Genomic DNA, 23,356 nt, shown 5'->3' with positions numbered 1-23,356 from the left:
CCCGTCACCGCACGCAGCCCCATGCCTCGACGGCCCTGATTCGCCCGGCCCCCAGCAGAAAGGCCCCGCGGCAGCCTTGCCGCGGGGCCTTCGGTTTCCTCTTCGGCGGCTCCTATTCGTCGCGCTTCAACGCAGCGCCCAGGATATCGCCCAGAGACGCCCCCGAGTCGGACGAACCGTACTGGGCCACGGCCTCCTTCTCCTCGGCGATCTCGCGGGCCTTGATCGACAGGCCCAGACGGCGCGAACGCGGATCGACATTGGTCACGCGCACATCCACCTTGTCGCCAACCGAGAACCGCTCGGGGCGCTGCTCGGAGCGGTCACGCGACAGGTCCGAACGGCGGATGAAGGATTTCATGCCCTCGTATTCCACCTCGATGCCGCCATCCTCGATCGCGGTCACGGTCACGGTGATGACCGAACCCCGCTTCACGCCGCCGATGGCCTCGGCGAACTTGTCGCCGCCGACCGCCTTGATCGAAAGCGAGATGCGCTCCTTCTCGATATCGACCTCGGAGACCACCGCCTTGACCACATCGCCCTTGCGGTAGTTCTGGATCGCGTCCTCGCCACGTTCGTCCCAGCTGAGGTCGGACAGGTGCACCATGCCGTCGATGTCGCCCGGCAGACCGATGAACAGGCCGAACTCGGTGATGTTCTTGACCTCGCCCTCGACCTCGGTGCCCGGCGGATACTGCTCGGCAAAGACTTCCCACGGGTTGCGCTGGGTCTGCTTGAGGCCCAGCGACACGCGCCGCTTGGCCGGGTCGATCTCCAGCACCATCACGTCCACTTCCTGGCTGGTCGAGACGATCTTGCCGGGGTGGATGTTCTTCTTGGTCCAGGACATTTCCGAGACATGCACCAGCCCCTCGACGCCGGGCTCCAGTTCGACGAAGGCGCCGTAGTCGGTGATGTTGGTCACACGGCCCTTGTGCACCGAGCCGATCGGATACTTGGCACCGACCAGATCCCACGGGTCTTCCTGCAGCTGCTTGAGGCCAAGGGAAATGCGGTGGGTTTCCTTGTTGATCTTGATGACCTGCACCTTGATCGTTTCGCCGATGGAAACGATCTCGGACGGGTGATTGACGCGGCGCCACGCCATATCGGTCACGTGCAGCAGACCGTCCACACCGCCCAGGTCCACGAAGGCGCCATATTCGGTGATGTTCTTGACCACGCCGTCCACCGCATCGCCTTCCTTGAGGCGGGCGATGACCTCGGCACGCTGCTCGGCGCGGCTTTCCTCCAGGATGGCGCGGCGCGAGACCACGATATTGCCGCGGCGGCGGTCCATCTTGAGGATCTGGAAGGGCTGCTTGAGCCCCATCAGCGGGCCGGCATCGCGCACCGGGCGCACATCGACCTGGCTGCCCGGCAGGAACGCCACGGCACCGCCCAGGTCCACCGTGAAGCCGCCCTTGACGCGGCCGAAGATGGCGCCTTCGACGCGCTCGTCATTGGCATAGGCCTTCTCCAGACGGTCCCAGGCCTCTTCGCGGCGGGCCATTTCACGGCTCAGCACCGCCTCGCCGCGGGCGTTCTCGGTGGCGCGCAGATAGACTTCGACCTCGTCGCCGACCTTCACGTCGGGCTCTTCGCCCGGATTTGCGAATTCCTTGAGATCGACGCGGCCTTCCATCTTGTAGCCGACGTCGATGATGGCCTGGCCGTTCTCGATGGCGATGACCTTGCCCTTGACGACACTGCCTTCCTTGGGCGTGTCCATTTCGAAGCTTTCGTTCAGGAGGGCTTCGAACTCCTCCATGGATGCGCTTTGAGCCATATTGGTCTCGGTTTCCTTTTACTTGCGTTTTTCCGGCCGTGCGGTTGTCTCCGCCGGTCTTTCAGGTTTCGTTTGGTCGGCAGGCCGCGCACAAAACAAAGAGGGCCGGCACATCCGACCCTGCTCGTCCCCTTGCCCCGTGGCGTTTTCGCCTTGTCGACGAGGCGTCTATATGTCCTTTGCCCGCCGCTGACAAGGCCCTGCGCCCCCTCCGCAGGCCGCATCGCCTCCGGCGGGAGCATTTTTCGGCAAGAGGAAGGGGTGATGAGGAATTGCGCCCCTGCATGTGCCGACGTGACGCTGGGGCAAAGCTTTCCTTTCCCGTTGGCAAAGCAGGTTCGGCGACTACACTTGCGAAAAAGATTCAGGGAGGAACCGACATGAGAATCTGGAAAAGCCCGCACCCGGATGTGGAGATCCCCGCGGTCTCGATCACGCAGCGCATCTTCGACGGGCTCGGCGACGACCCCGAGCGCGTGGTACTGATCGACGGGCCCTCGGGGCGGGAAATGACGGCCGGGCAGTTCGTGCAGAACGTCAAGGCGCTGGCGGGCGGGCTGAGCGCGCGGGGCTTCGGCCGTGGCAAGGTGGTGGCACTGATGGCGCCGAACCTGCCCGAATACTGCGTGATCTTTCACGGAGTCGCCTGGTCGGGGGGCACCATCACCACCATCAACCCCACCTACACCGCGGCCGAGGTGCGCCACCAGCTCGACGATTCGGGGGCCGAACTGCTGATCACCGTGGCGCCCTTCCTTAACATTGCCCGCGAGGCGGCCGAGGGCACGAAGGTGGCGGAAATCGTCGTCATCGGGGATGCCGGCGATGCGACGCCGTTTTCCGATCTCATGGGCAGCCCGCTTGACGAGCAGGCCCCAGTCGATCTGGAGCAGGACGTGGTCGTTCTGCCCTATTCCTCGGGGACGACGGGGCTGCCCAAGGGGGTGATGCTGACCCATCGCAACCTCGTGGCGAACGTGGCGCAGACCCTGGGCGCCACCGACATCCGTCCGGGCGAGATGACGGTCGCCTTCCTGCCCTTTTTCCACATCTACGGGATGCAGGTGCTGATGAACGTCTATCTGGGCGCCGGCGGCGGGCTGGTGACCATGCCGCGTTTCGACCTGGAGCAGTTCCTGACGCTCTGCGCGCGCCACCGCACGCCGCGCATGTATATCGTGCCGCCCATCGCCATCGCGCTGGCCAAGCATCCGATGGTTGACGATTTCGACCTCTCCTGCGTCAACCAGGTCTTTTCCGGAGCAGCCCCCCTGGGCGGCGAGGTGGCCGATGCCGTAGGCCGGCGGCTGAACGCGAACGCAACCCAGGGCTACGGCATGACCGAGGCCAGCCCGGTCACCCACATGACCCCGGTGCACGCCAACCGCAAGGGCGCCTCGGGGGTCACCATCCCCAATACCGAAACGCGGATCGTCGATCCCGAAACCGGCAGGGATCTTGAACCGGGGCAGACGGGCGAGGTCTGGGTGCGCGGCCCGCAGGTGATGAAGGGCTACCTCAACCGCCCCGACGCCACCGCCGAAACCGTCGATGCCGAAGGCTGGCTGCATACCGGCGATGTCGGCTACATGGATGAGGACGGCTACCTGTTCCTCACCGACCGCCTGAAGGAGTTGATAAAATACAAGGGCTTCCAGGTCGCCCCGGCGGAACTGGAAGCCGCGCTTCTGACCCACCCGGACGTCACCGATGCGGCCGTGATCGGCCTGCCCGACGAGGAGGCCGGCGAGCTTCCCATGGCATTCATCGTCCCGGCCGAAGGTGCAACCGTCACCCTGGAGGATCTGCAGTCCCACCTGGAAGAGCGGCTGGCCCATTACAAGCAGATCCGCCGCATGGAAATCGTCGAGGAGATCCCGAAATCCGCCTCGGGCAAGATCCTGCGGAGGATCCTGCGCGAACGGGTCGGCGCCTGACGCGGCAGGCGTCAGAGCAAATCCAGCACCTTCTCGGGCGGGCGCCCGATCACCGCACGGCCCCCGGCGATGGCGAGCGGGCGTTCAATCAGGATCGGATGTTCGGCCATCGCCGCCAGAAGGCGCTCGTCGGGGTCGGTGCGGGCGAGGCCCAGTTCGCGAAAGAGCTTCTCGCCGGGGCGCATCATCTCGATCACCGGCGGATTGCCCAGCGCGGCGCGGGCAGCGGAAAGTTCCGCCAGATCCGGCGCGTCTTCCAGATAGCGCCGCACGCGCAACTCGGCGCCGCGCTCCTGCAGAAGCTTCAGCGCCGCGCGCGATTTCGAACAGCGCGGATTGTGCCACAATTCGATCACAGCCATTGTTCCCTCTCCTGTCCCACGGCCTCGGCCACATTGGCGAAGCCGTCCCGCTCCAGCAACCGCTCCAGCCCGCGCAGGATCCGCTCCACCAGCGACAACCCACCAAAGACCAGCGCGGTATAAAGCTGCACCGCGCTGGCTCCGGCAAGGATCTTGGCATAGGCCTCCTCGGCCGATCCGACCCCACCGACACCGATCAGCGGCAGCCTGCCCCCGGTCAGGACCGACAGGCGCGCCAGAACGCGGGTGGATTTCTCGAACAGAGGCGCCCCGGACAGCCCGCCCGCCTCATGCGCGTGCGGCCCGTGCAGGCCGGTGCGATCCAGCGTGGTGTTGGTGGCGATGATCGCGTCCACGCCCGCCGCGCAGGCCACCTCGGCGATGTCGTGCAGTTCGGAGTCATCCAGATCCGGCGCGATCTTCAGAAAGATCGGAACCGGGCGGGGCAGCCGGTCGCGCGCCTCCATCACCCCGCGCAAGAGCACGCCCAGCGCCGCCCTGCCCTGCAACTCACGCAGGTTTTCGGTATTGGGGGATGACACGTTGACAGTGGCGAAATCCAGCCAGGCGCCACAATGCACCAGAACCCGGGCAAAGTCGGCGGCGCGGTCGGGGCTGTCCTTGTTGGCGCCAAGATTGAGGCCGATCACCGCATCCGCGGGCCGCCGCGCCAGCCGCTCCGCCACCGCCTCCATCCCGTCATTGTTGAAGCCGAAGCGGTTGATCACCGCCCGGTCCCGGGGCAGGCGGAACAGCCGCGGGCGCGGGTTGCCGGACTGCGGGCGCGGGGTGACGGCACCCGCCTCGATGAAGCCGAAACCCGCGCGCGAAAGCGGCGCCAGCACTTCGGCATTCTTGTCGAAACCGGCGGCCAGCCCAACCGGGTTGGGCAGCTCGATCCCGGCCAGCCGGATGCGCAGGCGCGGCGAGGTCACCGGGCCGGGCCGCGGCCCCAGCCCGGCACGCAACGCCCGGATCGCCAGCCCATGCGCGGTTTCCGGGTCAAGACAGCGCAGCGCGGCAAGGCCCGCCGCCTCCAGCAGCGCCGCCATCAGCCGAATACCTCGCCCGTCTCGCTGACATCGCAGCGGATCAGGCGCGAGGTCAGAACCGCCGCCTGCCTGTGCACCACCGCCACCCTGTAGGCCGGATCGGTCACCATCTCCAGGAAGGCGTGCGCCGAAGGGTAACGCGCCACGAAGCAATGGTCCCATCGCTCGTCGCCGGGTCCGATCAGCACCATCTGGAATGCACCGCGCCAGACGATCCGGCCACCCACGCGGGACAGGATCGGGCCGGTCTGCGCACCGTAGCGGGCGTATGCCTCGGCGCCGGTCAACCCCTTGCCGAAAAGATCGTGCCCCTCCGGGTAGGCGGCCACCTCGCGCAGCCGCACCAGGTTGAGCATGTCAATGGGCAGATCGCGGTCGAGCGACTTGAACGCCTCGAACTGCGCACGTTCGGGGTCGATGAAGGCATCGGTCATTCCATGTCCTCCGGGAACCGGTGCCGCCCGTCTCTCAGGACCAGGGGCCGGGACCAGAGCACCTCGTCCAGTCGCAGGCGGCGATAGAGATGCGGAAACAGCGCCCCGCCGCGCGAGGGCTCCCACTTCAGGGCCTCGCCCAGCCGCTCGGCCCGGACCGCCAGCAGCACCAGCCCGTCTTCCCCGGCAAAATGCTTCGCCGCCGTTTCGGCCACCTGCGCGGCGGTGGAAAAATGGATGAAACCGTCGGCGCGATCGACCGGAGCGCCGTCGCTCTCGCCGGCCGCGCGCAGCGCATCCCATTCGCCGGCGCGAAAGATCTTGTAGATCAGCATGGGCCGGTGATGCCCCGACATGGGCAGGGAATCAAGCGTGAAAACCCGCGCGCCGGGGCATCTGGCACGTGACCGGAAGCACGCGTCCGGCAATGCCGGACGCATGCCCCAACCGCCCGGAAGAAGCCGCGCCTCCTCCGCCGCATCTGCCGCGCCCGGCACCGCGCTTTCCCTTGCCTCCGATCCGGGTTAGAGGGGGCCATGGCGATTGAATACTCCTCGCTTCGCGATCTTCTGAACCACGGTTTCGATACCGTGATCGACGTGCGCAGCCCGGCCGAGTTCGCCGAGGATCGCATCCCCGGCGCCATCAACCTGCCGGTGCTGGACAATGCGGAACGGGCGCGGGTGGGCACCATCTACAAGCAGCAAAGCCCGTTTCTGGCCCGCAAGATCGGGGCGGCACTGGTCTTCCGCAATGCCGCCGATCATATCGAGCGCAGCCTCATGGACCGTGACGGCGGCTGGCGGCCGCTGGTCTATTGCTGGCGCGGCGGGCAGCGGTCGGGGGCGTTTGCATGGATGCTGGGCCAGATCGGCTGGCGGGCCGACACGGTCCAGGGGGGCTATCGCAGCTTTCGCCGCCTGGTCAAAGGCTACCTCTATGACCAGCCGCTGCCCTTCCGGCTGATCGCGCTGGACGGCTATACCGGCACCGCCAAGACCGAACTTCTGGCCCTTCTGCGGGCGCGCGGCGTGCAGGTGGTGGATCTTGAGGCGCTGGCCGCGCATCGCGGTTCGCTTCTGGGCGCGCGGGCCGAAGCCCAGCCCAGCCAGAAGGCCTTTGAAACCGCGCTGGCGGTTGAATTGCAGGGGCTGGACCCGGCCCGGCCGGTGCTGGTCGAGGCCGAATCAAGCAAGATCGGGGAACGGATCATCCCGCCTGCCCTCTGGCAGGCGATGCGCGCGGCCCCGCGGATCGAGGTGACGGCCCCGATCGAGGCCCGCGCCCGCTACCTGGCACGGGCCTATGACGACATCCTGTCGGATGGCGACGGGTTGCGGCGCAAGCTGGCCCCGCTCAAGGCGCATCGCGGCGGCGAAGTGGTGGCGGGCTGGTTCGATCTGATCGCGGCGGGCGACCGGGTGGCGCTGACCCGCGCCCTGATGGAGCAGCATTACGATCCCGCCTATGCCAAGTCGCGCCGCAACGTCGGGGCGCCGGTGGCCGCCCGGATCGAGGCCGAGGGGCTGGAGCCCGCGCAACTCGACGCCCTTGCCGCGCGGATCGAATCGGAGCTGGACGAAATCGCGGACCGATGACGGGCGCCTGTGACGGAAGGCAATCCCGTCCGCCCCCGCAGTCTCTTACCTCAGCAATAGCGTTCGGGACCAACCCACTGATCGGCGCTGTAGCGGTCCCCATGCGCCCAGCCCACCGGCAGGACCGCCTCGATCCGGGCCATGTCGTCAGCCGACAGGGACAATTCCGTGCCGCGCACCAGTTCGCGGAAATGCGCCACCGAGCGGGTGCCGGGGATCGGGATCACATGGTCGCCGCGGTGCAGAAGCCAGGCGATGGCCAGGGCGGCGGCCGGTTCGCCCATCTCGGCGGCAAGCGCGCGAAAGCGGTCGGTGATCTTCAGATTGGCCGAAAGGTTCGGCTCCATGAAGCGCGGATTGACCCTGAGGAAGGACAGGCTGGGAATGATCGCCGGATCCAGCGGATGGTCTGTCAACAGCGACCGCCCCACCGGAGAGAAGGCCACCAGCGCCACGCCCAGCTCGCTACAGCTCTGGACCAGCCCCAGCTCGGGCGAACGGGTGGACAGCGAATATTCCGACTGCACCGCGGCAATCGGGTGAACCGCCGCCGCCCGGCGCAGGCTGGAGGGCGCAATCTCGGAAAAGCCGATGGCGCGGGTCTTGCCCTTTTCCACCAGCCGGGCAAGGTTGCCGGTGGCCTCCTCGATGGGCATGTCCGGGTCGCGGCGGTGGATGTAGAACAGGTCCACATGGTCGATGCCCATCCGCGCCAGCGACCTGTCCAGTTCCGACTCCAGATGTTCCAGGGAATTGTCGAAATACCGCCTTCCGTCGGCATCGCGGGTGATCCCCGCCTTGGTGGCGATGTGGAAACGCTCGCGCGCGCCGGGGCGCTCGGCCAGGAAGCGGCCGATGGCCTTTTCCGACCGGCCCATGCCGTAGATGTTCGAGGTGTCGATATGGGTGATGCCCAGCTCCAGCGCCGCATCCAGGATCGCCAGGCTGTTTTCGTCGGTGGTGGGGCCGTAGAATTCGGCGAATGACATCGCCCCGATCCCGATTGCCGACACTTTCGGGCCACCCCGGCCCATCTCTCGGTATTTCATCGCGCCTCCTTCCCGTGATCCTTCGGCAGTTTCGCCGCCACCGCCCGCACCGCCGCGGCCACCGCCGAGGGAATGTCCAGATCGGTCGTATCCAGCACCAGCGCATCCTCGGCCGGGCGCAGCGGCGCCGCCGCCCTCGCGCGGTCGCGGGCGTCCCGCGCCTCGACCTCGGCCAGGACCGCCTCGAAGCCGGTCTCGACGCCCTTTTCGCGCAGCTCCAGCCAGCGCCGGCGCGCCCGCGTGCGGGCATCGGCGGTGACGAACAGCTTGACCTCGGCCCCGGGGCAGATCACCGTGCCGATGTCGCGCCCGTCCAGAACCGCGCCGCCCTCGCGCCGGGCGAAGGCGCGCTGGAAATCGACCAGAGCCGCCCGCACCTGCGGGATCGCCGCCACCCGGCTGGCCGCTTCGGCCACCTCCTGGCTGCGCAGGTCGGGACGATCCAGATCCGCGGGGCGCAGCGCCCGCGCCGCCTCCACCGGATCGGCGCCGGCAAGAACCTTCGCCCCCACCGCGCGGTAGAGCAGCCCGGTATCGAGATGCGCCAGCCCGAAGCGCTCGGCCACGGCGCGCGCAATCGTGCCCTTGCCCGCTGCCGCGGGCCCGTCGATGGCCACCGTGAAGCGCATCAGCCCCGCCACCTCTCGCGCATCCGCCGCGCCAGCACCAGCAGCAACATGCCCATGGCGCCCCCCGTCAGCGCCGACTTGGCCACCGTCGCCCGGCTGGCCGCGGCAATCGCCTCGTCGGTGACCGCATCCGCCGTCAGCAGCGCCGCCACGCGGGCATTTTCCAGGTAATCGGCGGCCATCCCCCCCAGCACCGCGACCAGCAGCACCACCCGCAGCAGCGGCGAGTGCACCAGCGCCGCGACCCCGCCGGCCAGCACCACCGCCAGCAGCGCGGGATAAAGCCCATCCAGCAGCCGCTGCGGCCCCAGATAGACAGCCCGGCCCTCGTCGCTCAGCGCCGAGAGGAAAGCCCGCGCCTCGTCCGGCCCGTAGCCCGAGAAGCGAAGGTCGAAGGGCATCAGCCCGCCCGCCTCGTCCAGGATCCGCGGCAGGGTCCAGAACACCATCGCCGCGTAAACCGCAAGCGCGGCGCCGAAGGCCAGCCAGTATCCCATGCGCGGGGGGGTCATTCGCCGGCCTCCTCGATCCGGGCGCCAAGCCCGGCCATGAGGGATTGGAAGATCGGGAAGGACGTGGCGATCGGCCCGCCGTCATCCACCGCAACCGCCCGCTGGGCGGCCATGCCCAGCACCAGGAAGGACATGGCGATGCGGTGATCGAGATGGCTGCGCACCTCGGCCCCGCCGGGCACGCCGCCCGCGCCGCGGCCTTCGACGGACCACCAGTCCTCGCCTTCCTCGACGCGCACGCCATTGGCGCGCAGGCCCTGCGCCATGGCGTCGATGCGGTCGCTTTCCTTCACCCGCAGCTCCTTCACCCCGCGCATCATGGTCGCGCCGCGCGCATTCGCGGCCACCACCGACAGGATCGGATATTCGTCGATCATGCTGGCCGCGCGTTCGGGCGGCACCTCGACCCCCTCCATGTCGGGAGAATAGCGCGCGCGCAGATCGGCCACCGGTTCTCCGCCTTCGTCGCGTTCGTTTTCATAGGTCAGGTCGGCGCCCATCTCGCGCAGGGTGGCAAACAGCCCCGCCCGCGTGGGATTCAGCCCGATCCCCGGCACCAGGACATCCGAGCCCGGCACGATCAGCGCCGCACAGACGGGAAAGGCGGCGCTGGAGGGGTCGCGGGGCACCACGATTTCCTGCGGGGCCAGCTCGGGCTGGCCGGTCAGGGTGATGACCCGGCCCGCGGCGCCCTCTTCGACCGTGACATGGGCGCCGAAGCCCGCCAGCATCCGCTCGGTATGGTCGCGGGTCGGCGTGCGCTCGATCACCATGGTTTCGCCCGGCGCGTTCAGCCCCGCCAGCAGCACCGCCGACTTCACCTGCGCCGAGGCCACCGGCAGCTCGTAGCGGATCGGCATCGGGTCGGAGGCCCCGACGATGGTCATCGGCAGACGCCCGCCCGAGCGCCCCACCGCGCGGGCGCCGAACATCTCCAGCGGGTCGGTCACCCGGGCCATGGGGCGGCTGTTGAGGCTGGCATCGCCGGTGAAGGTGGCGGTAATGGGCGTGGTCGCCATGGCCCCCATGATCAGCCGCACGCCGGTGCCGGAATTGCCGCAATCGATCACCTGTTCGGGTTCGGCGAAACCGCCCACCCCGACCCCGTGCACCGACCAGTTGCCGCCGCCGTGATCCACCACCTCGGCACCGAAGGCCCGCATCGCCCGCGCCGTGTCGAGGACGTCCTGCCCCTCCAGCAGCCCCGAGATGCGCGTCTCGCCCACCGCCAGCGCACCAAGGATCAGCGAGCGGTGCGAAATCGACTTGTCCCCGGGCACCTCGGCCACGCCCGAAAGCGGGCCGCAGGGGATCGCGCGCAGGGGAAGGGGTTTGCCGTGGGCTGACATTGCGTTTCCTTACCGTGTTGCCGCACCGGGCTTACCCAATTGGCCGCCCCCGGTCCAGCGCCAAGGCGGCGGAAGGCCGGCGCGGGCCGGCCCGGCGGGGCCCGAGGCGCCTTGGCGAATTATCCGACCACCTTTCCGGTCACCTTTCCGGGGGCACGTCGATTCCGCCCATCCATGGCTTGATGTCGATGACCGGGGTGCCGTCAAAGGCGTCGATCGCATCGATCCCGATGATCCCCCGCCCGTGATCGAGCGAGGTGATCCACACCGCCGCCATCGCCACCGGGTTGGGCCGCACCGGCGAGCGCAGCGCGAACACGCCCCTGGGATCGGGCGTGTGGCGCGGGGCCTGCACGATCAGGTCGCGCCGCCCCCGGTCCATCCAGTAGAGCACCCAGATCGCGCGCCCGACCTCCAGCCCGGCAAGCCCCGGCGCATAGGCGGGGTCAAGTTCGATCCGCGCGCCATGACCGTCCGTGCGCGCCTGGGTCAGATTGCGCGGCGCGGTGCCCGGCTCCCATTGCGACCGGATCCGGCCGATGAAGGTCACGCCGGCCTGTGCCCGCTCCGCCGGGTCGAAGCCCAGTGCGATTTCACCTTCGCGCATCTCGCCGAAACTGGTCAATTTCCCGCCTCCATGAAGGATCCGCCCGGCCCCATCTGAACGGGCGGCGGTGAAATGATCAACCCCGCCTCCCGTGGCATGCTGTCGCCGCTGCCCCCGTGGCGCAGAGACGACCCGGATGCGCCCCGAACGCGCCTAGCCCCGCCCGAAGCGGCGCCGTCTCAGGCGGGGCCGCCCTGCTGCGCATGCGTTCGGCGGCGAAAGAGCTCGACGAAACGCGCCCGTGCTGCCGGCAGGGGGCGATTGCCCAGCACCGGCGCCAGCCGGTGTTCGAGGAAATACCCGGTCGTGGTCAGCGCCAGAAGCACCTCTGCATCCGGTGCCGGACCTTCCCCGCGCAGGCAGGGCGGCAGCGGCAGCAGGCGGTCGGCCCACTCGCCCGCGCCCTGCCGCGATACCGCCCGGCCGGTGCGGGGGGAGACGTGGACCAGATCCGTGCGCGCGCCGGTCACCGCGCAGCGGGAAAGATCGAGGCCGAAGCCCGTTTCCTCAAGCAGCGCCCGTTCCCAGCCCAGATAGGCCAGCGGCCACAGATCGTCCTGCCCCAGAAGGTCCAGAAGCGCCTGGCTGCGGGCATAAAGACGCGGGTGGGGTTCGCGTTCGGGCAGGGCAAAGGACAAAAGCGCGGTGACCGCGTTCAGCCCGGCCAGCGCCAGCCGCCCCGAAAGCGCGGCCGCCGCGCGCGAGCGGACAGGTTCGACGTTATAGGTGCCCAGGTGATCCTCAAGGCGCGCCCGCCAGCTGACGTCGAGCTGGGCGCCGGGCTGCAGGATCGGGGCAAGCCTGCGCCCGGCCCCGCCGCGCACGACTCCGGCATGGCGGCCGTGGTTTTCGGTGAAGACCTCGATGATCGCGGCGCTTTCGCCATGGCGGTGGAGGTTCAGCAATATGCCGTGATCTCGCCACTGCATCGGTTCACGCCAGCCCCGGTTCGTCCAGCAGGTGCCGGCCCTGGCGGTCCTCCACCTCGATCACCCACAGATCCGGGTCGAAGCCGCGCTGGCGGGCGATGGCGGCATCCACCGCGGGTTCGTCGCCAGAGGTCAGCTCGTGCCAGCGCCGGGCGCCTGTGGCAAGGTCGAAGCCGCGCTGGAACAGTCGCGCCTGCCCGTCGAGCGTATTGAGCTTGACCAGCACCGCACCGGCGTCGTCATCACCATGGGCGGTCACGAAGGCCGGGATGCCGTGCAGGCGCAGCCGCGCCAGATAGGCATGCACCCAGAAGGATGCGGTCAGGCGGGGCGTCATGGCCTGTCTGCCCGGCTGGCGGGGCGGGTGGAGAGGGCGGGGGCCTCCGGCGGGAGTATTTGGAGCAAGAGGAAGGTCATGTCGCGCCCCTGCTTCAGGCGCCGTCCCTGAAGTCGAGACCCATTTCGGAATAGCGCTCGGGCTCTTCCAGCCAGTTCGGGCGCACCCGGACCTGGAGAAAGAGGTGTATCTTCCGGCCCAGGAATTCCTCCAGCTCGGCCCGGGCCAGCTTTCCCACCGCCTTGATGGTTTCGCCCTTGTGCCCCAGCACGATGCCCTTGTGGCCGTCGCGGGCGACATAGATCACCTGGTCGATGCGGGCGCTGCCGTCCTTGCGCTCCTCCCAGTTTTCGGTTTCCACGGTCAGCTGGTAGGGCAGTTCCTGGTGCAGGCGCAGGGTGAGTTTCTCGCGGGTGATTTCGGCGGCGATCATGCGCATGGGCAGATCGGCGATCTGGTCCTCGGGGTAGAGCCAGGGGCCTTCGGGCAGCTCCCCGGCCAGCCAGCGGCGCAGATCATCCACGCCGTGGCCCTTTTCGGCCGAGATCATGAAGGTGCGGGCGAAGTCGAAGCGCTCGTTCATGCGGGCGGCGAGTTCGAGGAGGCGTTCGGCGGCGACCCGGTCGATCTTGTTGATGGCCAGTGCCACGGGGCGGCCGCGCGCGATTTCCGTCAGTTCCGCGAGGATCCGTTCCACCCCCTCGGTGATGCCGCGGTGGGCCTCGATCAGCAGCACGATGATGTCGGCATCGGCCGCGCCGCCCCAGGCCGCGGCAACCATCGCCCGGTCGAGCCGCCGGCGGGGGCGGAACAGGCCGGGCGTGTCCACCAGCACGATCTGCGTCTCACCCTCGATCGCCACGCCGCGGATGCGGGTGCGGGTGGTCTGGACCTTGTGGGTGACGATCGAGACCTTGGCGCCGACCATGCGGTTGGTGAGCGTGGATTTGCCGGCGTTGGGTTCTCCGATCAGGGCGACGAAACCGCAGCGTGTGGTCATGTCCTGTCCTCCAGCCTTTCCAGCAGCGCCCGGGCGGCGGCCTGTTCGGCCTGCCGTTTCGAACCGGCGGAGGCCCGGGCCTCTTCGCCGCTGTCCAGGCGCACGGCAATGGTGAAGACGGGGGCATGGTCAGGGCCGGAGCGGGCCACCAGATCATAGCTTGGCGGGCGACCGCCGCGAGCCTGGGCCCATTCCTGCAGGGCGGTCTTGGGGTCGCGGGCGTCGTCCTCGACCTTTGCGATCCGCTCGCCCCACAGCCGCAGGATCATGTCGCGCGCGGCATCGAAGCCGCCGTCTCGGTAGACGGCGGCAATCACCGCCTCCATCGCGTCGCCCAGCAGCGCCTGCTTGCGTCGGCCGCCCGACATCATTTCCGACCGGCCCAGCTTCAGCATCGAGCCGAGGTCGATCTCGCGCGCGACATCGGCGCAGGTTTCCTTGCGCACCAGCGCGTTGAAGCGCGGCGCGAGCTGACCCTCGGTGGCCTCGGTGTCCTGAAGCAGCAGCGCCTCGGCCATGACCAGCCCCAGCACCCGGTCGCCGAGGAATTCGAGCCTCTGGTTGTCTGGCCGCGACGCCGAGGAGATCGAGCCATGGGTCAGTGCCCGCACCAGCAGCTCCGGCCGGGAGAAGCTGTGACCGATCCGCGCCTCGAAGGCGCGCATCTCGCGCGAGAGCTTCACTCGATCCTCTTGAAGAAACGGTCCGCCCGCCAGGTCCAGAAATACAGCATGGACCGACCGGCGGACGAAAACATGATCCGGTCGGCGCGTCCGATGAGGTTCTCGAACGGCACGAAGCCCACCCCGCCGGCGGCCTGCGGCAGGCGGCTGTCCGCGGAATTGTCGCGGTTGTCGCCCATGAAGAAATAGTAGCCCTCGGGCACCGTGTAGACGCCGGTATGGTCCGAAGGCTGATCGCCGATGTTCAGGATCGTGTGCCGCACCCCGTTAGGCAGGGTTTCGATCTGCCGCTGCTTCACGCAGATGGCACCGTCGCCCACCGGCGCGTTGGCGCAGCGCGGGCGCAGCCCCTGCGGCCCCTGCGGCCCGGCGATTTCCTCGAACACGCCGGCATCTTCGACCTTGACCGGTTGCCCGTTGATGTAGAGCAGCCCGTCCCGGACCTGGATGCGGTCGCCGGGCAGGCCGATCACCCGCTTGATGTAGTCGGCCCCCGAGACCGGATGGCGAAACACCACCACATCGCCCCGTTCGGGCTGCGAGGCGAGGATCCGGTCGTTGTCGCCCTTGAGAAAGCCGCACAGCTGTTCCGGCCCGATACCGGTGAACGGAATCGACGGGCAGGAGGCATAGGAATAGCCATAGGCCATCTTGTTCACGAACAGGAAATCGCCGATCAGCAGCGTTTCCTTCATCGAACCGGAGGGGATCCAGAACGGCTGAAAGAAAAGGGTTCGGAAGGCGCCGGCAATCAGCAAGGCATAGACGACCGTCTTGATCGTCTCCACAATCGCGTTGCCCTTTTCCTTCTCGGCCATGCCCGACTCCGTTCCCGCCTGATCTGCCGGGCTACATGCGGGGGGGCGGCGAACAAGTCAAGGCGCCCCATCGTCATCGGTGTCGTCATCGGCCAGAGGACGCGCCTCGATCACCACGAAAGCCTGCGCCCAGGGGGGATCGTCGGTCAGGGTGACATGGATGATCGCCTCGTGCCCCGGCGGGGTGATCTCGCGCAGGCGCCGGGCCGCCCAGCCGGTCACCTTCATCACCGGCTGCCCGGTGGACAGGTTCGACACCGCCATGTCGCGCCAGGCAATCCCCATGCGCAGCCCCGTGCCCAGCGCCTTGGAGCAGGCCTCTTTCGCCGCCCACCGCTTGGCATAGGTGCCGGCCACGTCGCGGCGCGCCTCGGCCTTGCACCGTTCGGTTTCGGTGAAGACGCGATTGCGGAAGCGGTCCCCGAAACGGTCGAGCGTGCGGCTGATACGCTCAATGTTGCAAAGATCGGTGCCGATGCCGAGGATCATGGATTGACCTCGTCACCAAGGCCGGCAAGGTCGAGAAGGCTCTTGCCCCACCCGGTCAGCCATTCATAAGACCGTTCAAAGCCGTCCGAGAACGATACGCTCGGCAGATCGTCGTAGTAATCACGCGCCGCCGCCCACGCCCGCCCCGGGCTGGTAACGGCAGCGTCCCAGATTTCATCCCGCGTTGGGATACGAACCTGATCGCCGAACTCCTTGACGCAATCGAACTCTTTCATGACCCGTTCCCTGGCCCCCTCCGGGTCACCTTCGGTGTCCAGGGCCGCCTGCATTGCCTTCATGTCGCGCGCGGTGTCGCAGGCATCCTTGACCTCGAAACCGATCGAAGCGGCAAGCACCGCGATGCCCAGAAAGGGAAGCGCCTCTGCGAACACCGATGCCGTCTCCCGGATCGCGCGTCGCTCTGCCCGAAACGCGACCTTTTGCGAAAGGTCTCGCACCACCTTTCGCGACGCCTTGATTGCCGCCTTTCGTTCGGATCGCCTCGCCAGCGCCCTTGCGGCCTTCGCTTCCGCCTCCCGTGCGGCCTTGCGGGCCACGTCGCGTTCAGTGGCCAGGCGCGCCTTGTCGGCCGCGAAACGCGCCGCAACCGTGGTGATGTTCGCCGCCGACAACACCCCGGACACCGCCGCGTTGAGGGCCGAGACCGTCAGGGTCGCAAGGTTGAGCCCAAGCATGGCAACGACGATCAGCACCATCGTCGCCCGCGATGACAGGCGCCAGCCTCGCCCAATCAGCCGCAGCAGGCGCATCACCCCCGCGCCTCGTCCATCAGGCGGCGCATCTCGGCGATGGCGTCCCGCAATCCGCGAAAGATCGCCTCGCCGATCAGGAAATGCCCGATATTTAGCTCGCGGATCTGCGGGATCGCGGCGACCGGCTGCACGGTGTCATAGGTCAGCCCGTGACCGGCATGCACCTCGAGCCCCAGCGAATCGGCCAGCGCCGCCATCGCGCGCAGTCGCTCCAGCTCCTCGTCGCGGGCGGCCACCCGGCCCTCGGCATGAAAGTCGCAATAGGCGCCGGTGTGCAGCTCGACTACCGCCGCGCCGATCCGGGCCGCGGCCTCGACCTGCGCGGGATCGGCGGCAATGAACAGCGACACCCGGCAGCCCGCCTCGCGCAGCGGTGCAATGAAGCTGGCAAGGCGGGTTTCGTCGCCCGCCACCTCGAGCCCGCCCTCGGTGGTGCGTTCCTCGCGCTTCTCCGGCACGATGCAGACCGCGTGCGGGCGGTGACGCAGGGCGATCGCCTGCATTTCCGCGGTCGCCGCCATTTCAAGGTTCAGCGGCACCGTCAGCACCTCCATCAACCCGTCGATATCGGCGTCCGAAATGTGCCGCCGGTCCTCGCGCAGATGCGCGGTGATGCCGTCGGCACCGGCCGCCTCGGCCAGTTTCGCGGCGCGCAGCGGATCCGGGTAGGCGCTGCCGCGCGCGTTGCGGACCGTGGCCACATGATCGATGTTCACGCCCAGACGCAGTTCTTCCGTACCCATTTTCCGATTCCCGTCTTTCCGCCGCCTCGATCCTATTCCGCCCCTTCCCCGCCGTCAGCCTGCATTTCGGCCTTTTTGCGGATGGCCTCGAACTTGGCCTTGATCCGGTTGCGGCGGCGAATCTGGTAGGCGCGGATGACCGGCAGCGCCAGCAGGTAGCAGACGGTGGCAACGATCGCGCCGGGGATCAGCCCGCCGATCATGTAGGGAAAGAAGATCTCGTCGTAGAAGACCCGCAGCGCCGTCCAGTCGGTCGGCCCCCCCGTCAACCACGCCCACAGATTGTCCTTCAGGTCGGCCCCCGCATCCACGAACTTGCCGGCAAAGGACCGCTGCACCCCTTCGGTGAACTCCGACCCCAGCAGGAAATGGCCGGTCTTGAGCGCCACGACCCCGATCGGGACATAGGTCAGGGGATTGCCGAAGAAGGTCGCCAGAATCGCCGCGATCACGTTGCCGCGCATCAGCCGGGCAAGGACGAAGGCAATCAGGAAATGAAAGCCGTAAAAGGGCGTGAAGGTGGTGAAAACCCCTGCCCAGATGCCGCGCGCTATGCGCTCGGGCGTGTCGGGCAGGCGCCGGACCCGGTGCTGGACGTATTGAAAGGCGCGCAACCAGCCGCCCCTGGGATAGATCAGCTCGACCAGCGCGCGCAGGGGGGGACGGGGATCTCGACGCCTGAATACCAAGGAAGTCGTCCTTTCGCCCCTGTTCTGCGCTCCGTTTCGCCACTCAGCTTGCGGCGGCTCCCGTCCTGACCTGTTCCCGATGCCGCTCGATCGCGGCCACGTCGTTTTCGGCCTCCAGAGTCAGCATGAGCGAATGCAGCTGCTCGGCATCCCTCAGCTCGACATCTATCAGCAGTCGATAGAAATCCGGTTTCCGGTCGATGAATCTCAGATCGCTGATATTGGCCTTCCTTTCCCCGATCAAGGTGCAAATCCGCCCCAGCACACCGGCATCGTTGCCGATGGTCATGTCGAGCGTGACCGCATAGACCGCCGGGTGCGTGCCGCTGTGCCAGTGCAGATCGACCCAGCGTTCGGGCTGATCCTCGAACTGGCCGAGGATGTCGCAATCGATGGCATGCACGACGACGCCCTTGCCGCGATAGGTGATCCCGACGATGCGCTCTCCCGGCAGCGGCTGGCAGCAGGAGGCGCGTTCGAAGGACTGGCCAGGCTCCAGCCCGATCACCGCCCGCCGCGGCGGGATCTGCTCGCCCTCGTCGGGGGCGAGGTCGGGATAGACCGCCTGCACCACGTCATGGGCGGTCAGTTCGGCACTGCCAAGCCGCGCCAGAAGCTCGTCGCGATCCTTGAGCCGAAGGTGATTTGCGGCCAGGTCCAGAACCTTGTCTGTGGCGCGGCGGCCGACATGCTCGAACCCGGCACGCGCCAGTTCGCGCCCCAGGCGGATGAAGCGTTCGCGGTCAACCTCGCGCAGCGCCCGGCGAATCGCGGTGCGGGCGCGGCCGGTGGTTGCGATCTCCAGCCAGGTGGCCTGCGGGGTCTGGCCCTCGGCGGTGATGATCTCCACCGACTGGCCGTTCTTGAGCCGCGTCCACAGCGGCACCCGGACGCCATCCACCTTGGCCCCCACGCAGGCATGCCCGATCCGGGTGTGAATGGCATAGGCGAAGTCGATCGGCGTGCCGCCCCGGGGCAGCTTGACCACGTCGCCCTTGGGGGTGAAGCAGAACACCTGGTCGGCATACATCTCCAGCTTCACCGCCTCGAGGAAATCCTGGTGGTCTTCCTCGGTGTCGAAGCGCTCGGTCATGCCAGCAAGCCACCTGGCCGGATCCACCGCAAAGGGGTTCTCGGCCCGCACCCCGTCGCGGTAGGACCAGTGCGCCGCCACCCCGGTTTCGGCCACGTCATGCATCTGCTGGGTGCGGATCTGCACCTCGACCCGCTTGCCGTCGCGGCCCGACACGGTGGTGTGGATGGAGCGGTAGCCGTTCGACTTGGGCTGGCTGATATAGTCCTTGAACCGTCCCGGCACCGCCCGCCAGCGCCGGTGGATCGCACCCAGCGCGCGATAGCAGTCCTCTTCCGAGCGGGTGATGACGCGAAAACCGTAGATGTCGCTGAGCCGCGAGAAGCCCTGGTTCTTCTCCTGCATCTTGCGCCAGATCGAATAGGGCTTCTTGGCGCGCCCGAACACCTCGGCCTCGATGCCGGCCTTTTCCATCTCGGCGCGCATGTCGCCGGTGATGCGGTGGATCACGTCGCCGGCCTCGCGCTGGAGCGTGATGAAACGGCGCATGATCGAGTTGCGCGCCTCGGGGTTGAGGACGCGGAAGCTGAGATCCTCCAGTTCTTCGCGCATCCACTGCATGCCCATGCGCCCGGCCAGCGGGGCGTAGATGTCCATGGTCTCGCGCGCCTTCTGCAGCTGCTTCTCGGGGCGCATGGCCTTGATCGTGCGCATGTTGTGCAGCCGGTCGGCCAGCTTGACCAGGATCACCCGCAGATCCTTGGACATGGCCATGAACAGCTTGCGGAAGTTTTCTGCCTGCCTGGTCTCGCGGCTCGAGAGCTGCAGATTCGTCAGCTTGGTCACGCCATCCACCAGCATCGCCACCTCGTCGCCGAACATCTCGGCGATCTGCTCGCGGCTGGCCTTGGTGTCCTCGATCGTGTCGTGCAGAAGCGCGGTGATGATGGTGGCATCGTCCAGCCGCTGTTCGGTCAGGATCGCGGCCACCGCTACGGGATGGGAAAAATAGGGCTCGCCCGAATGGCGAAACTGCCCTTCGTGCATCTTCCGCCCGAATTCATAGGCGGCGCGGATGCGCTCTTCGTTGGTTTTCGGGTTATAGTTGCGGACCAGCGCAATGAGGTCTTCGACGGCAATCATCCGGTCCGCACCTTCACGCTCCCGGCCGGGCGCCTCAGCCCTGCCCCTGAGCCTCCATCAGCTGACGCAGGAGCATTTCCTCGTCCATGTCGTCTTCGGCCGGCTTGTCGTTCTCGGCACCCATCAGCAGGGCCATCTGATCCTCTTCCGGCTCGTCCACCTCGATCTGGGTCTGGTTGCTTTCGATCAGACGTTCGCGCAACTCGTCCGCGGTCTGGGTTTCCTCGGCGATCTCGCGCAGGGCGACGACCGGGTTCTTGTCGTTGTCACGATCCACCGTGATCGGCGCACCGGCCGAAATCTCGCGCGCGCGATGGGCCGCCAGAAGCACCAGTTCAAACCGGTTCGGGACCTTGTCAACGCAATCTTCAACCGTCACGCGGGCCATGGGAGAGTCTCCAAATTGATCAGGACGTCCAGAGGGAGGGTATTTAGTGACGAATCCCTCCCTTGACAAGCGGGAAATCCCGATGCCGCACCAATCACAGCGGCCGCACCAATCGGATGTCTTCGGGCGGCAGGGCGGCGCACATCTCGGCCACTGTCCGGCCCAGCAGAGGGTGCCGCCACCCTGGCGCCACGTCGCGCATCGGGATCAGGACGAAGGCCCGGTCCTGCAGGCGCGGGTGCGGCAGGATCAGGCCGTCGGGCGTGCGCCGGATCTGCGCGTCCGCGGAAAGACCGCGCCACGCGGCCTGGGTTTCCCGGTCGGGCAAGACCCGCCCCCCCATGCAGATCAGATCCAGATCGAGCGTCCGCATTCCCCACCGCTGCGCCCGCGCGCGCCCGAAACGGGCCTCGATCCCGTGCAGAAGGCCCAGAAGCTGCCCGGGCGAAAGCGAGGTTTCGATCCGCACCGCCGCGTTCACGTAATCCGGCCCTGCCCCGGCCGGAAAACATGGCGTTGCATAGAACCGGCTGACCGCGCGAATCACCACACCATTCCCGGCCAGCGCCGACACAGCCGACACGATAGTGCGGAAGGGCGGCCAATCACCAAATGGTAGATTCCCCCCCAACGCGACAACCGCCCCGCACCCTTTTTCCATCATCTTTGCCCCGACAGGCGGGCGTCACCATACTTGCCACGCATTCATTTGGCCTTATGTTAAAGGGACCGTTTCGCTGACCTTTTCAGCCACCCACTCACGAAACACCACATGGCGGAACGGTGAATACCGGAAGGAAAATTTGATGTTTTACAAGGACGAACGGCTTGCGCTGTTCATAGACGGGTCCAACCTCTACGCCGCGGCCAAGGCGCTCGGGTTCGACATCGACTACAAGCTTCTCAGGCAGGAATTCCTCCGTCGGGGCAAGCTGGTCCGGGCCTTCTACTACACCGCCCTGCTGGAAAACGATGAGTACTCGCCGATCCGGCCGCTCGTTGACTGGCTCCACTACAACGGCTTCGCCATGGTGACGAAACCGGCGAAGGAGTACACCGACAGCACCGGGCGCCGCAAGGTCAAGGGCAACATGGATATCGAACTGACCGTGGATGCCATGGAACTGGCGCCGCGGGTGGATCATATCGTGCTGTTCTCGGGCGACGGGGATTTCAAGCCCCTGGTGGCCAGCCTGCAAAGGCAGGGCGTGCGGGTGTCGGTGGTCTCGACCATCCGCAGCCAGCCGCCGATGATCTCGGACGAGTTGCGCCGCCAGGCCGACAACTTCATCGACCTGGAGGATCTGCGCGAGGTGATCGGCCGGCCCCCGCGCGAACAGCCGGGCGAGCCGCGCAACCTGGCCGGCGCCGGGCGCTGAACCGCACCGGCGGGCGGGACAGCCTGCCGCGCAGCCCCAGACCCGCGGGGCGCCCCCGCAAAGGGCGCCTCGGGCGCGGTTGCCTCTGGACCCGCGCGGCCCGAGGCCTTACTCCATGCGCGCAACACCCGCCCGAGGATGCCCCGAGGACCGCACAGCGATGCCGAAACCGCCCCTGACCCTCCGCCTTGCCGCCCCGCGCGGATTCTGCGCCGGCGTGGATCGCGCCATCCGCATCGTGGAAATGGCGATCGAGAAATGGGGCGCGCCGGTCTATGTGCGCCATGAAATCGTCCACAACCGATTCGTCGTCGAAAACCTCCGCGCCAGGGGCGCGATCTTCGTCGAGGAGCTCGACGAATGCCCCGACGACCGGCCGGTCATCTTCTCCGCCCATGGCGTGCCGAAATCGGTCCCGGCCGAGGCCGCCCGGCGGCAGATCACATATGTCGATGCCACCTGCCCGCTGGTCAGCAAGGTCCATATCGAGGCCGCCCGCCATGCCGAGGCCGGCCTGCAGATCGTGATGATCGGCCATCGCGGCCACCCCGAAACCATCGGCACCATGGGCCAGCTGCCCGAGGGCGAGGTGCTGCTGGTGGAAACCCCCGAGGACGTGGCCCGCCTGCAGGTGCGCGACCCCGCGCGGCTGGCCTGGGTCACCCAGACCACGCTCTCGGTGGATGACGCGGCCGAGGTGGTGGCGGCGCTCAAGGCGCGCTTTCCCGCCATCATCGGCCCGCACAAGGAGGACATCTGCTACGCCACCACCAACCGGCAGGAGGCGGTCCGCGCCATCGCGCCCGAAGTGGACGCGCTGCTGGTGGTGGGGGCGCCGAACTCTTCCAACTCCCGCCGCCTGGTCGAGGTGGCCAGCCGCGCCGGCTGCCCCCGCGCCCAGCTGGTGCAGCGCGCCGATGATATCGACTGGCCGGCGCTGAAGGGGATCGCATCGGTCGGCATCACCGCCGGCGCCTCGGCCCCCGAAGTGCTGGTCGATGAGGTCATCGACGCCTTCCGCGCCCGCTACGAGGTAAGCGTGGAAACCGTCGAGGCCGCCACCGAAAACGTGGAATTCAAGCTGCCGCGCATCCTGCGTGATGCGGCCGGAGCGGCCCGTGGCTGAGCTCTACGCCTGGACCGACGGCGCCTGCTCGGGCAATCCCGGCCCCGGCGGCTGGGGCGTGCTGCTGCGGGCGATGGAGGGCGACCGCGTGCTGAAGGAACGCGAACTCAAGGGCGGCGAGGCGCAGACCACCAACAACCGCATGGAACTGCTGGCCGCCATCAACGCCCTCGAAGTCCTGGACCGGCCCAGCGAAATCACCATCACCACCGACAGCGCCTATGTGAAGAACGGCATCACCTCCTGGCTGCACGGCTGGAAAAGGAACGGCTGGAAGACGGCGGCGAAAAAGCCGGTCAAGAACGCCGAACTGTGGAAACGTCTCGACGCGGCGCAGTCGCGGCACAAGGTCCATTGGAAATGGATCAAGGGCCACGCCGGCCACCCGGAAAACGAACGCGCCGACGAACTGGCCCGCGAGGGCATGAAACCCTACAAACGCCGGCGCACCTCCGCCCGCCCCGACACCGCCGCCTGACCCGCCCCTTCCCCCTTCCTCTTGCCG

27 protein-coding genes are annotated in these 23,356 nt (G+C 67.7%); 5 read left to right on the top strand and 22 right to left on the bottom strand.

The features are described from left to right. Window positions 1–112: 112 nt before the first annotated feature. On the bottom strand, window positions 113–1,792 hold the full coding sequence (gene rpsA / locus ACZ5CM_RS03505; protein ID WP_464641303.1) for a 30S ribosomal protein S1: 1,680 nt from the start codon (window positions 1,790–1,792) through the stop codon (window positions 113–115). Window positions 1,793–2,172: 380 nt separating this feature from the next. Here rpsA and ACZ5CM_RS03500 point away from each other — a divergent pair, with 380 nt between their 5' ends. Continuing rightward, window positions 2,173–3,729: an AMP-binding protein gene (locus ACZ5CM_RS03500; protein WP_464641301.1), complete on the top strand. Its 1,557-nt coding sequence runs from the start codon at window positions 2,173–2,175 to the stop codon at window positions 3,727–3,729. Window positions 3,730–3,740: 11 nt separating this feature from the next. Here the strand turns inward: ACZ5CM_RS03500 and arsC are convergent, their stop codons facing one another. Genes arsC through ACZ5CM_RS03480 form a run of 4 tightly spaced genes read right to left on the bottom strand, consistent with a single transcriptional unit; the run spans window position 3,741 to window position 5,912 of the window. Further along, a complete protein-coding gene (arsC, locus tag ACZ5CM_RS03495; protein ID WP_464641299.1) occupies window positions 3,741–4,091 on the bottom strand; it encodes an arsenate reductase (glutaredoxin) in 351 nt (116 codons plus the stop codon). Further along, on the bottom strand, window positions 4,082–5,143 hold the full coding sequence (locus tag ACZ5CM_RS03490) for a quinone-dependent dihydroorotate dehydrogenase (protein WP_464641297.1): 1,062 nt from the start codon (window positions 5,141–5,143) through the stop codon (window positions 4,082–4,084). The genes arsC and ACZ5CM_RS03490 overlap by 10 nt, the downstream gene beginning before the upstream one ends. Continuing rightward, window positions 5,143–5,577: a DUF1330 domain-containing protein gene (locus ACZ5CM_RS03485; protein WP_464641296.1), complete on the bottom strand. Its 435-nt coding sequence runs from the start codon at window positions 5,575–5,577 to the stop codon at window positions 5,143–5,145. The genes ACZ5CM_RS03490 and ACZ5CM_RS03485 overlap by 1 nt, the downstream gene beginning before the upstream one ends. Continuing rightward, complete coding sequence (locus ACZ5CM_RS03480; RefSeq protein WP_464641294.1) at window positions 5,574–5,912, bottom strand: DUF952 domain-containing protein; 339 nt, start codon at window positions 5,910–5,912, stop codon at window positions 5,574–5,576. Before ACZ5CM_RS03480 ends, ACZ5CM_RS03485 begins: the two co-directional genes overlap by 4 nt. Window positions 5,913–6,113: 201 nt before the next feature. Between ACZ5CM_RS03480 and mnmH the strand changes: the two genes are divergently transcribed. Further along, window positions 6,114–7,175 (top strand): tRNA 2-selenouridine(34) synthase MnmH, encoded by a 1,062-nt coding sequence (gene mnmH, locus ACZ5CM_RS03475; protein ID WP_464641292.1) that lies wholly within the window; start codon window positions 6,114–6,116, stop codon window positions 7,173–7,175. 50 nt (window positions 7,176–7,225) lie between these two features. On the opposite strand, the gene ACZ5CM_RS03470 is transcribed toward mnmH, so the two are convergent. From ACZ5CM_RS03470 to folK, 17 genes are all read right to left on the bottom strand, one after another. Further along, window positions 7,226–8,224, bottom strand: coding sequence for an aldo/keto reductase (locus ACZ5CM_RS03470; RefSeq protein ID WP_464641291.1), 999 nt, complete (start codon window positions 8,222–8,224; stop codon window positions 7,226–7,228). Next, complete coding sequence (locus ACZ5CM_RS03465) at window positions 8,221–8,853, bottom strand: (d)CMP kinase (RefSeq protein WP_464641289.1); 633 nt, start codon at window positions 8,851–8,853, stop codon at window positions 8,221–8,223. Before ACZ5CM_RS03465 ends, ACZ5CM_RS03470 begins: the two co-directional genes overlap by 4 nt. Beyond that, window positions 8,853–9,365, bottom strand: coding sequence for a hypothetical protein (locus ACZ5CM_RS03460; RefSeq protein ID WP_464641286.1), 513 nt, complete (start codon window positions 9,363–9,365; stop codon window positions 8,853–8,855). The genes ACZ5CM_RS03465 and ACZ5CM_RS03460 overlap by 1 nt, the downstream gene beginning before the upstream one ends. After that, window positions 9,362–10,714 (bottom strand): 3-phosphoshikimate 1-carboxyvinyltransferase, encoded by a 1,353-nt coding sequence (gene aroA, locus ACZ5CM_RS03455; protein WP_464641284.1) that lies wholly within the window; start codon window positions 10,712–10,714, stop codon window positions 9,362–9,364. Before aroA ends, ACZ5CM_RS03460 begins: the two co-directional genes overlap by 4 nt. Before the next feature lie 139 nt (window positions 10,715–10,853). Then, entirely contained in the window at window positions 10,854–11,321 is a 468-nt protein-coding gene (gene tsaA / locus ACZ5CM_RS03450) for a tRNA (N6-threonylcarbamoyladenosine(37)-N6)-methyltransferase TrmO (protein ID WP_464641283.1), read from the bottom strand. 179 nt (window positions 11,322–11,500) lie between these two features. After that, complete coding sequence (recO, locus tag ACZ5CM_RS03445; protein ID WP_464641281.1) at window positions 11,501–12,250, bottom strand: DNA repair protein RecO; 750 nt, start codon at window positions 12,248–12,250, stop codon at window positions 11,501–11,503. Window positions 12,251–12,254: 4 nt separating this feature from the next. Further along, entirely contained in the window at window positions 12,255–12,587 is a 333-nt protein-coding gene (locus ACZ5CM_RS03440) for a DUF1491 family protein (protein WP_464641280.1), read from the bottom strand. Window positions 12,588–12,681: 94 nt separating this feature from the next. Further along, entirely contained in the window at window positions 12,682–13,587 is a 906-nt protein-coding gene (era, locus tag ACZ5CM_RS03435) for a GTPase Era (RefSeq protein WP_464641279.1), read from the bottom strand. Then, on the bottom strand, window positions 13,584–14,270 hold the full coding sequence (gene rnc, locus ACZ5CM_RS03430) for a ribonuclease III (protein ID WP_464641278.1): 687 nt from the start codon (window positions 14,268–14,270) through the stop codon (window positions 13,584–13,586). Before rnc ends, era begins: the two co-directional genes overlap by 4 nt. Beyond that, a complete protein-coding gene (lepB, locus tag ACZ5CM_RS03425) occupies window positions 14,267–15,088 on the bottom strand; it encodes a signal peptidase I (protein WP_464641276.1) in 822 nt (273 codons plus the stop codon). The genes rnc and lepB overlap by 4 nt, the downstream gene beginning before the upstream one ends. 57 nt (window positions 15,089–15,145) lie before the next feature. Further along, entirely contained in the window at window positions 15,146–15,577 is a 432-nt protein-coding gene (gene acpS, locus ACZ5CM_RS03420) for a holo-ACP synthase (protein ID WP_464641274.1), read from the bottom strand. Beyond that, entirely contained in the window at window positions 15,574–16,293 is a 720-nt protein-coding gene (locus ACZ5CM_RS03415) for a hypothetical protein (RefSeq protein WP_464641272.1), read from the bottom strand. Before ACZ5CM_RS03415 ends, acpS begins: the two co-directional genes overlap by 4 nt. A gap of 53 nt (window positions 16,294–16,346) precedes the next feature. Next, entirely contained in the window at window positions 16,347–17,093 is a 747-nt protein-coding gene (locus tag ACZ5CM_RS03410) for a pyridoxine 5'-phosphate synthase (protein ID WP_464641270.1), read from the bottom strand. A gap of 32 nt (window positions 17,094–17,125) precedes the next feature. Continuing rightward, window positions 17,126–17,782 carry a DUF2062 domain-containing protein gene (locus ACZ5CM_RS03405; RefSeq protein WP_464641269.1) on the bottom strand — a complete coding sequence of 219 codons (657 nt, stop codon included), beginning with the start codon at window positions 17,780–17,782 and terminating at the stop codon, window positions 17,126–17,128. Between the two features lie 43 nt (window positions 17,783–17,825). Further along, window positions 17,826–19,958 (bottom strand): RelA/SpoT family protein, encoded by a 2,133-nt coding sequence (locus tag ACZ5CM_RS03400; RefSeq protein ID WP_464641267.1) that lies wholly within the window; start codon window positions 19,956–19,958, stop codon window positions 17,826–17,828. A 34-nt stretch (window positions 19,959–19,992) separates the two neighbouring features. Continuing rightward, window positions 19,993–20,346 carry a DNA-directed RNA polymerase subunit omega gene (gene rpoZ, locus ACZ5CM_RS03395; RefSeq protein WP_464641266.1) on the bottom strand — a complete coding sequence of 118 codons (354 nt, stop codon included), beginning with the start codon at window positions 20,344–20,346 and terminating at the stop codon, window positions 19,993–19,995. A gap of 94 nt (window positions 20,347–20,440) precedes the next feature. Then, window positions 20,441–21,010 (bottom strand): 2-amino-4-hydroxy-6-hydroxymethyldihydropteridine diphosphokinase, encoded by a 570-nt coding sequence (gene folK / locus ACZ5CM_RS03390; RefSeq protein ID WP_464641264.1) that lies wholly within the window; start codon window positions 21,008–21,010, stop codon window positions 20,441–20,443. Between the two features lie 142 nt (window positions 21,011–21,152). Here folK and ACZ5CM_RS03385 point away from each other — a divergent pair, with 142 nt between their 5' ends. The 3 genes from ACZ5CM_RS03385 to rnhA all read left to right on the top strand — a co-directional run bounded on the left by ACZ5CM_RS03385 (window position 21,153) and on the right by rnhA (window position 23,329). Continuing rightward, window positions 21,153–21,725: a LabA-like NYN domain-containing protein gene (locus ACZ5CM_RS03385; RefSeq protein WP_464641262.1), complete on the top strand. Its 573-nt coding sequence runs from the start codon at window positions 21,153–21,155 to the stop codon at window positions 21,723–21,725. Window positions 21,726–21,885: 160 nt separating this feature from the next. After that, window positions 21,886–22,851: a 4-hydroxy-3-methylbut-2-enyl diphosphate reductase gene (gene ispH / locus ACZ5CM_RS03380; RefSeq protein WP_464641261.1), complete on the top strand. Its 966-nt coding sequence runs from the start codon at window positions 21,886–21,888 to the stop codon at window positions 22,849–22,851. Further along, window positions 22,844–23,329: a ribonuclease HI gene (gene rnhA / locus ACZ5CM_RS03375; protein WP_464641259.1), complete on the top strand. Its 486-nt coding sequence runs from the start codon at window positions 22,844–22,846 to the stop codon at window positions 23,327–23,329. The genes ispH and rnhA overlap by 8 nt, the downstream gene beginning before the upstream one ends. Window positions 23,330–23,356: the final 27 nt, after the last annotated feature.

Source organism: Piezobacter thermophilus, assembly GCF_055386745.1.
Note: the sequence above shows the minus strand (reverse complement) of the source record. Positions and strands in the feature narration are given on the sequence as shown.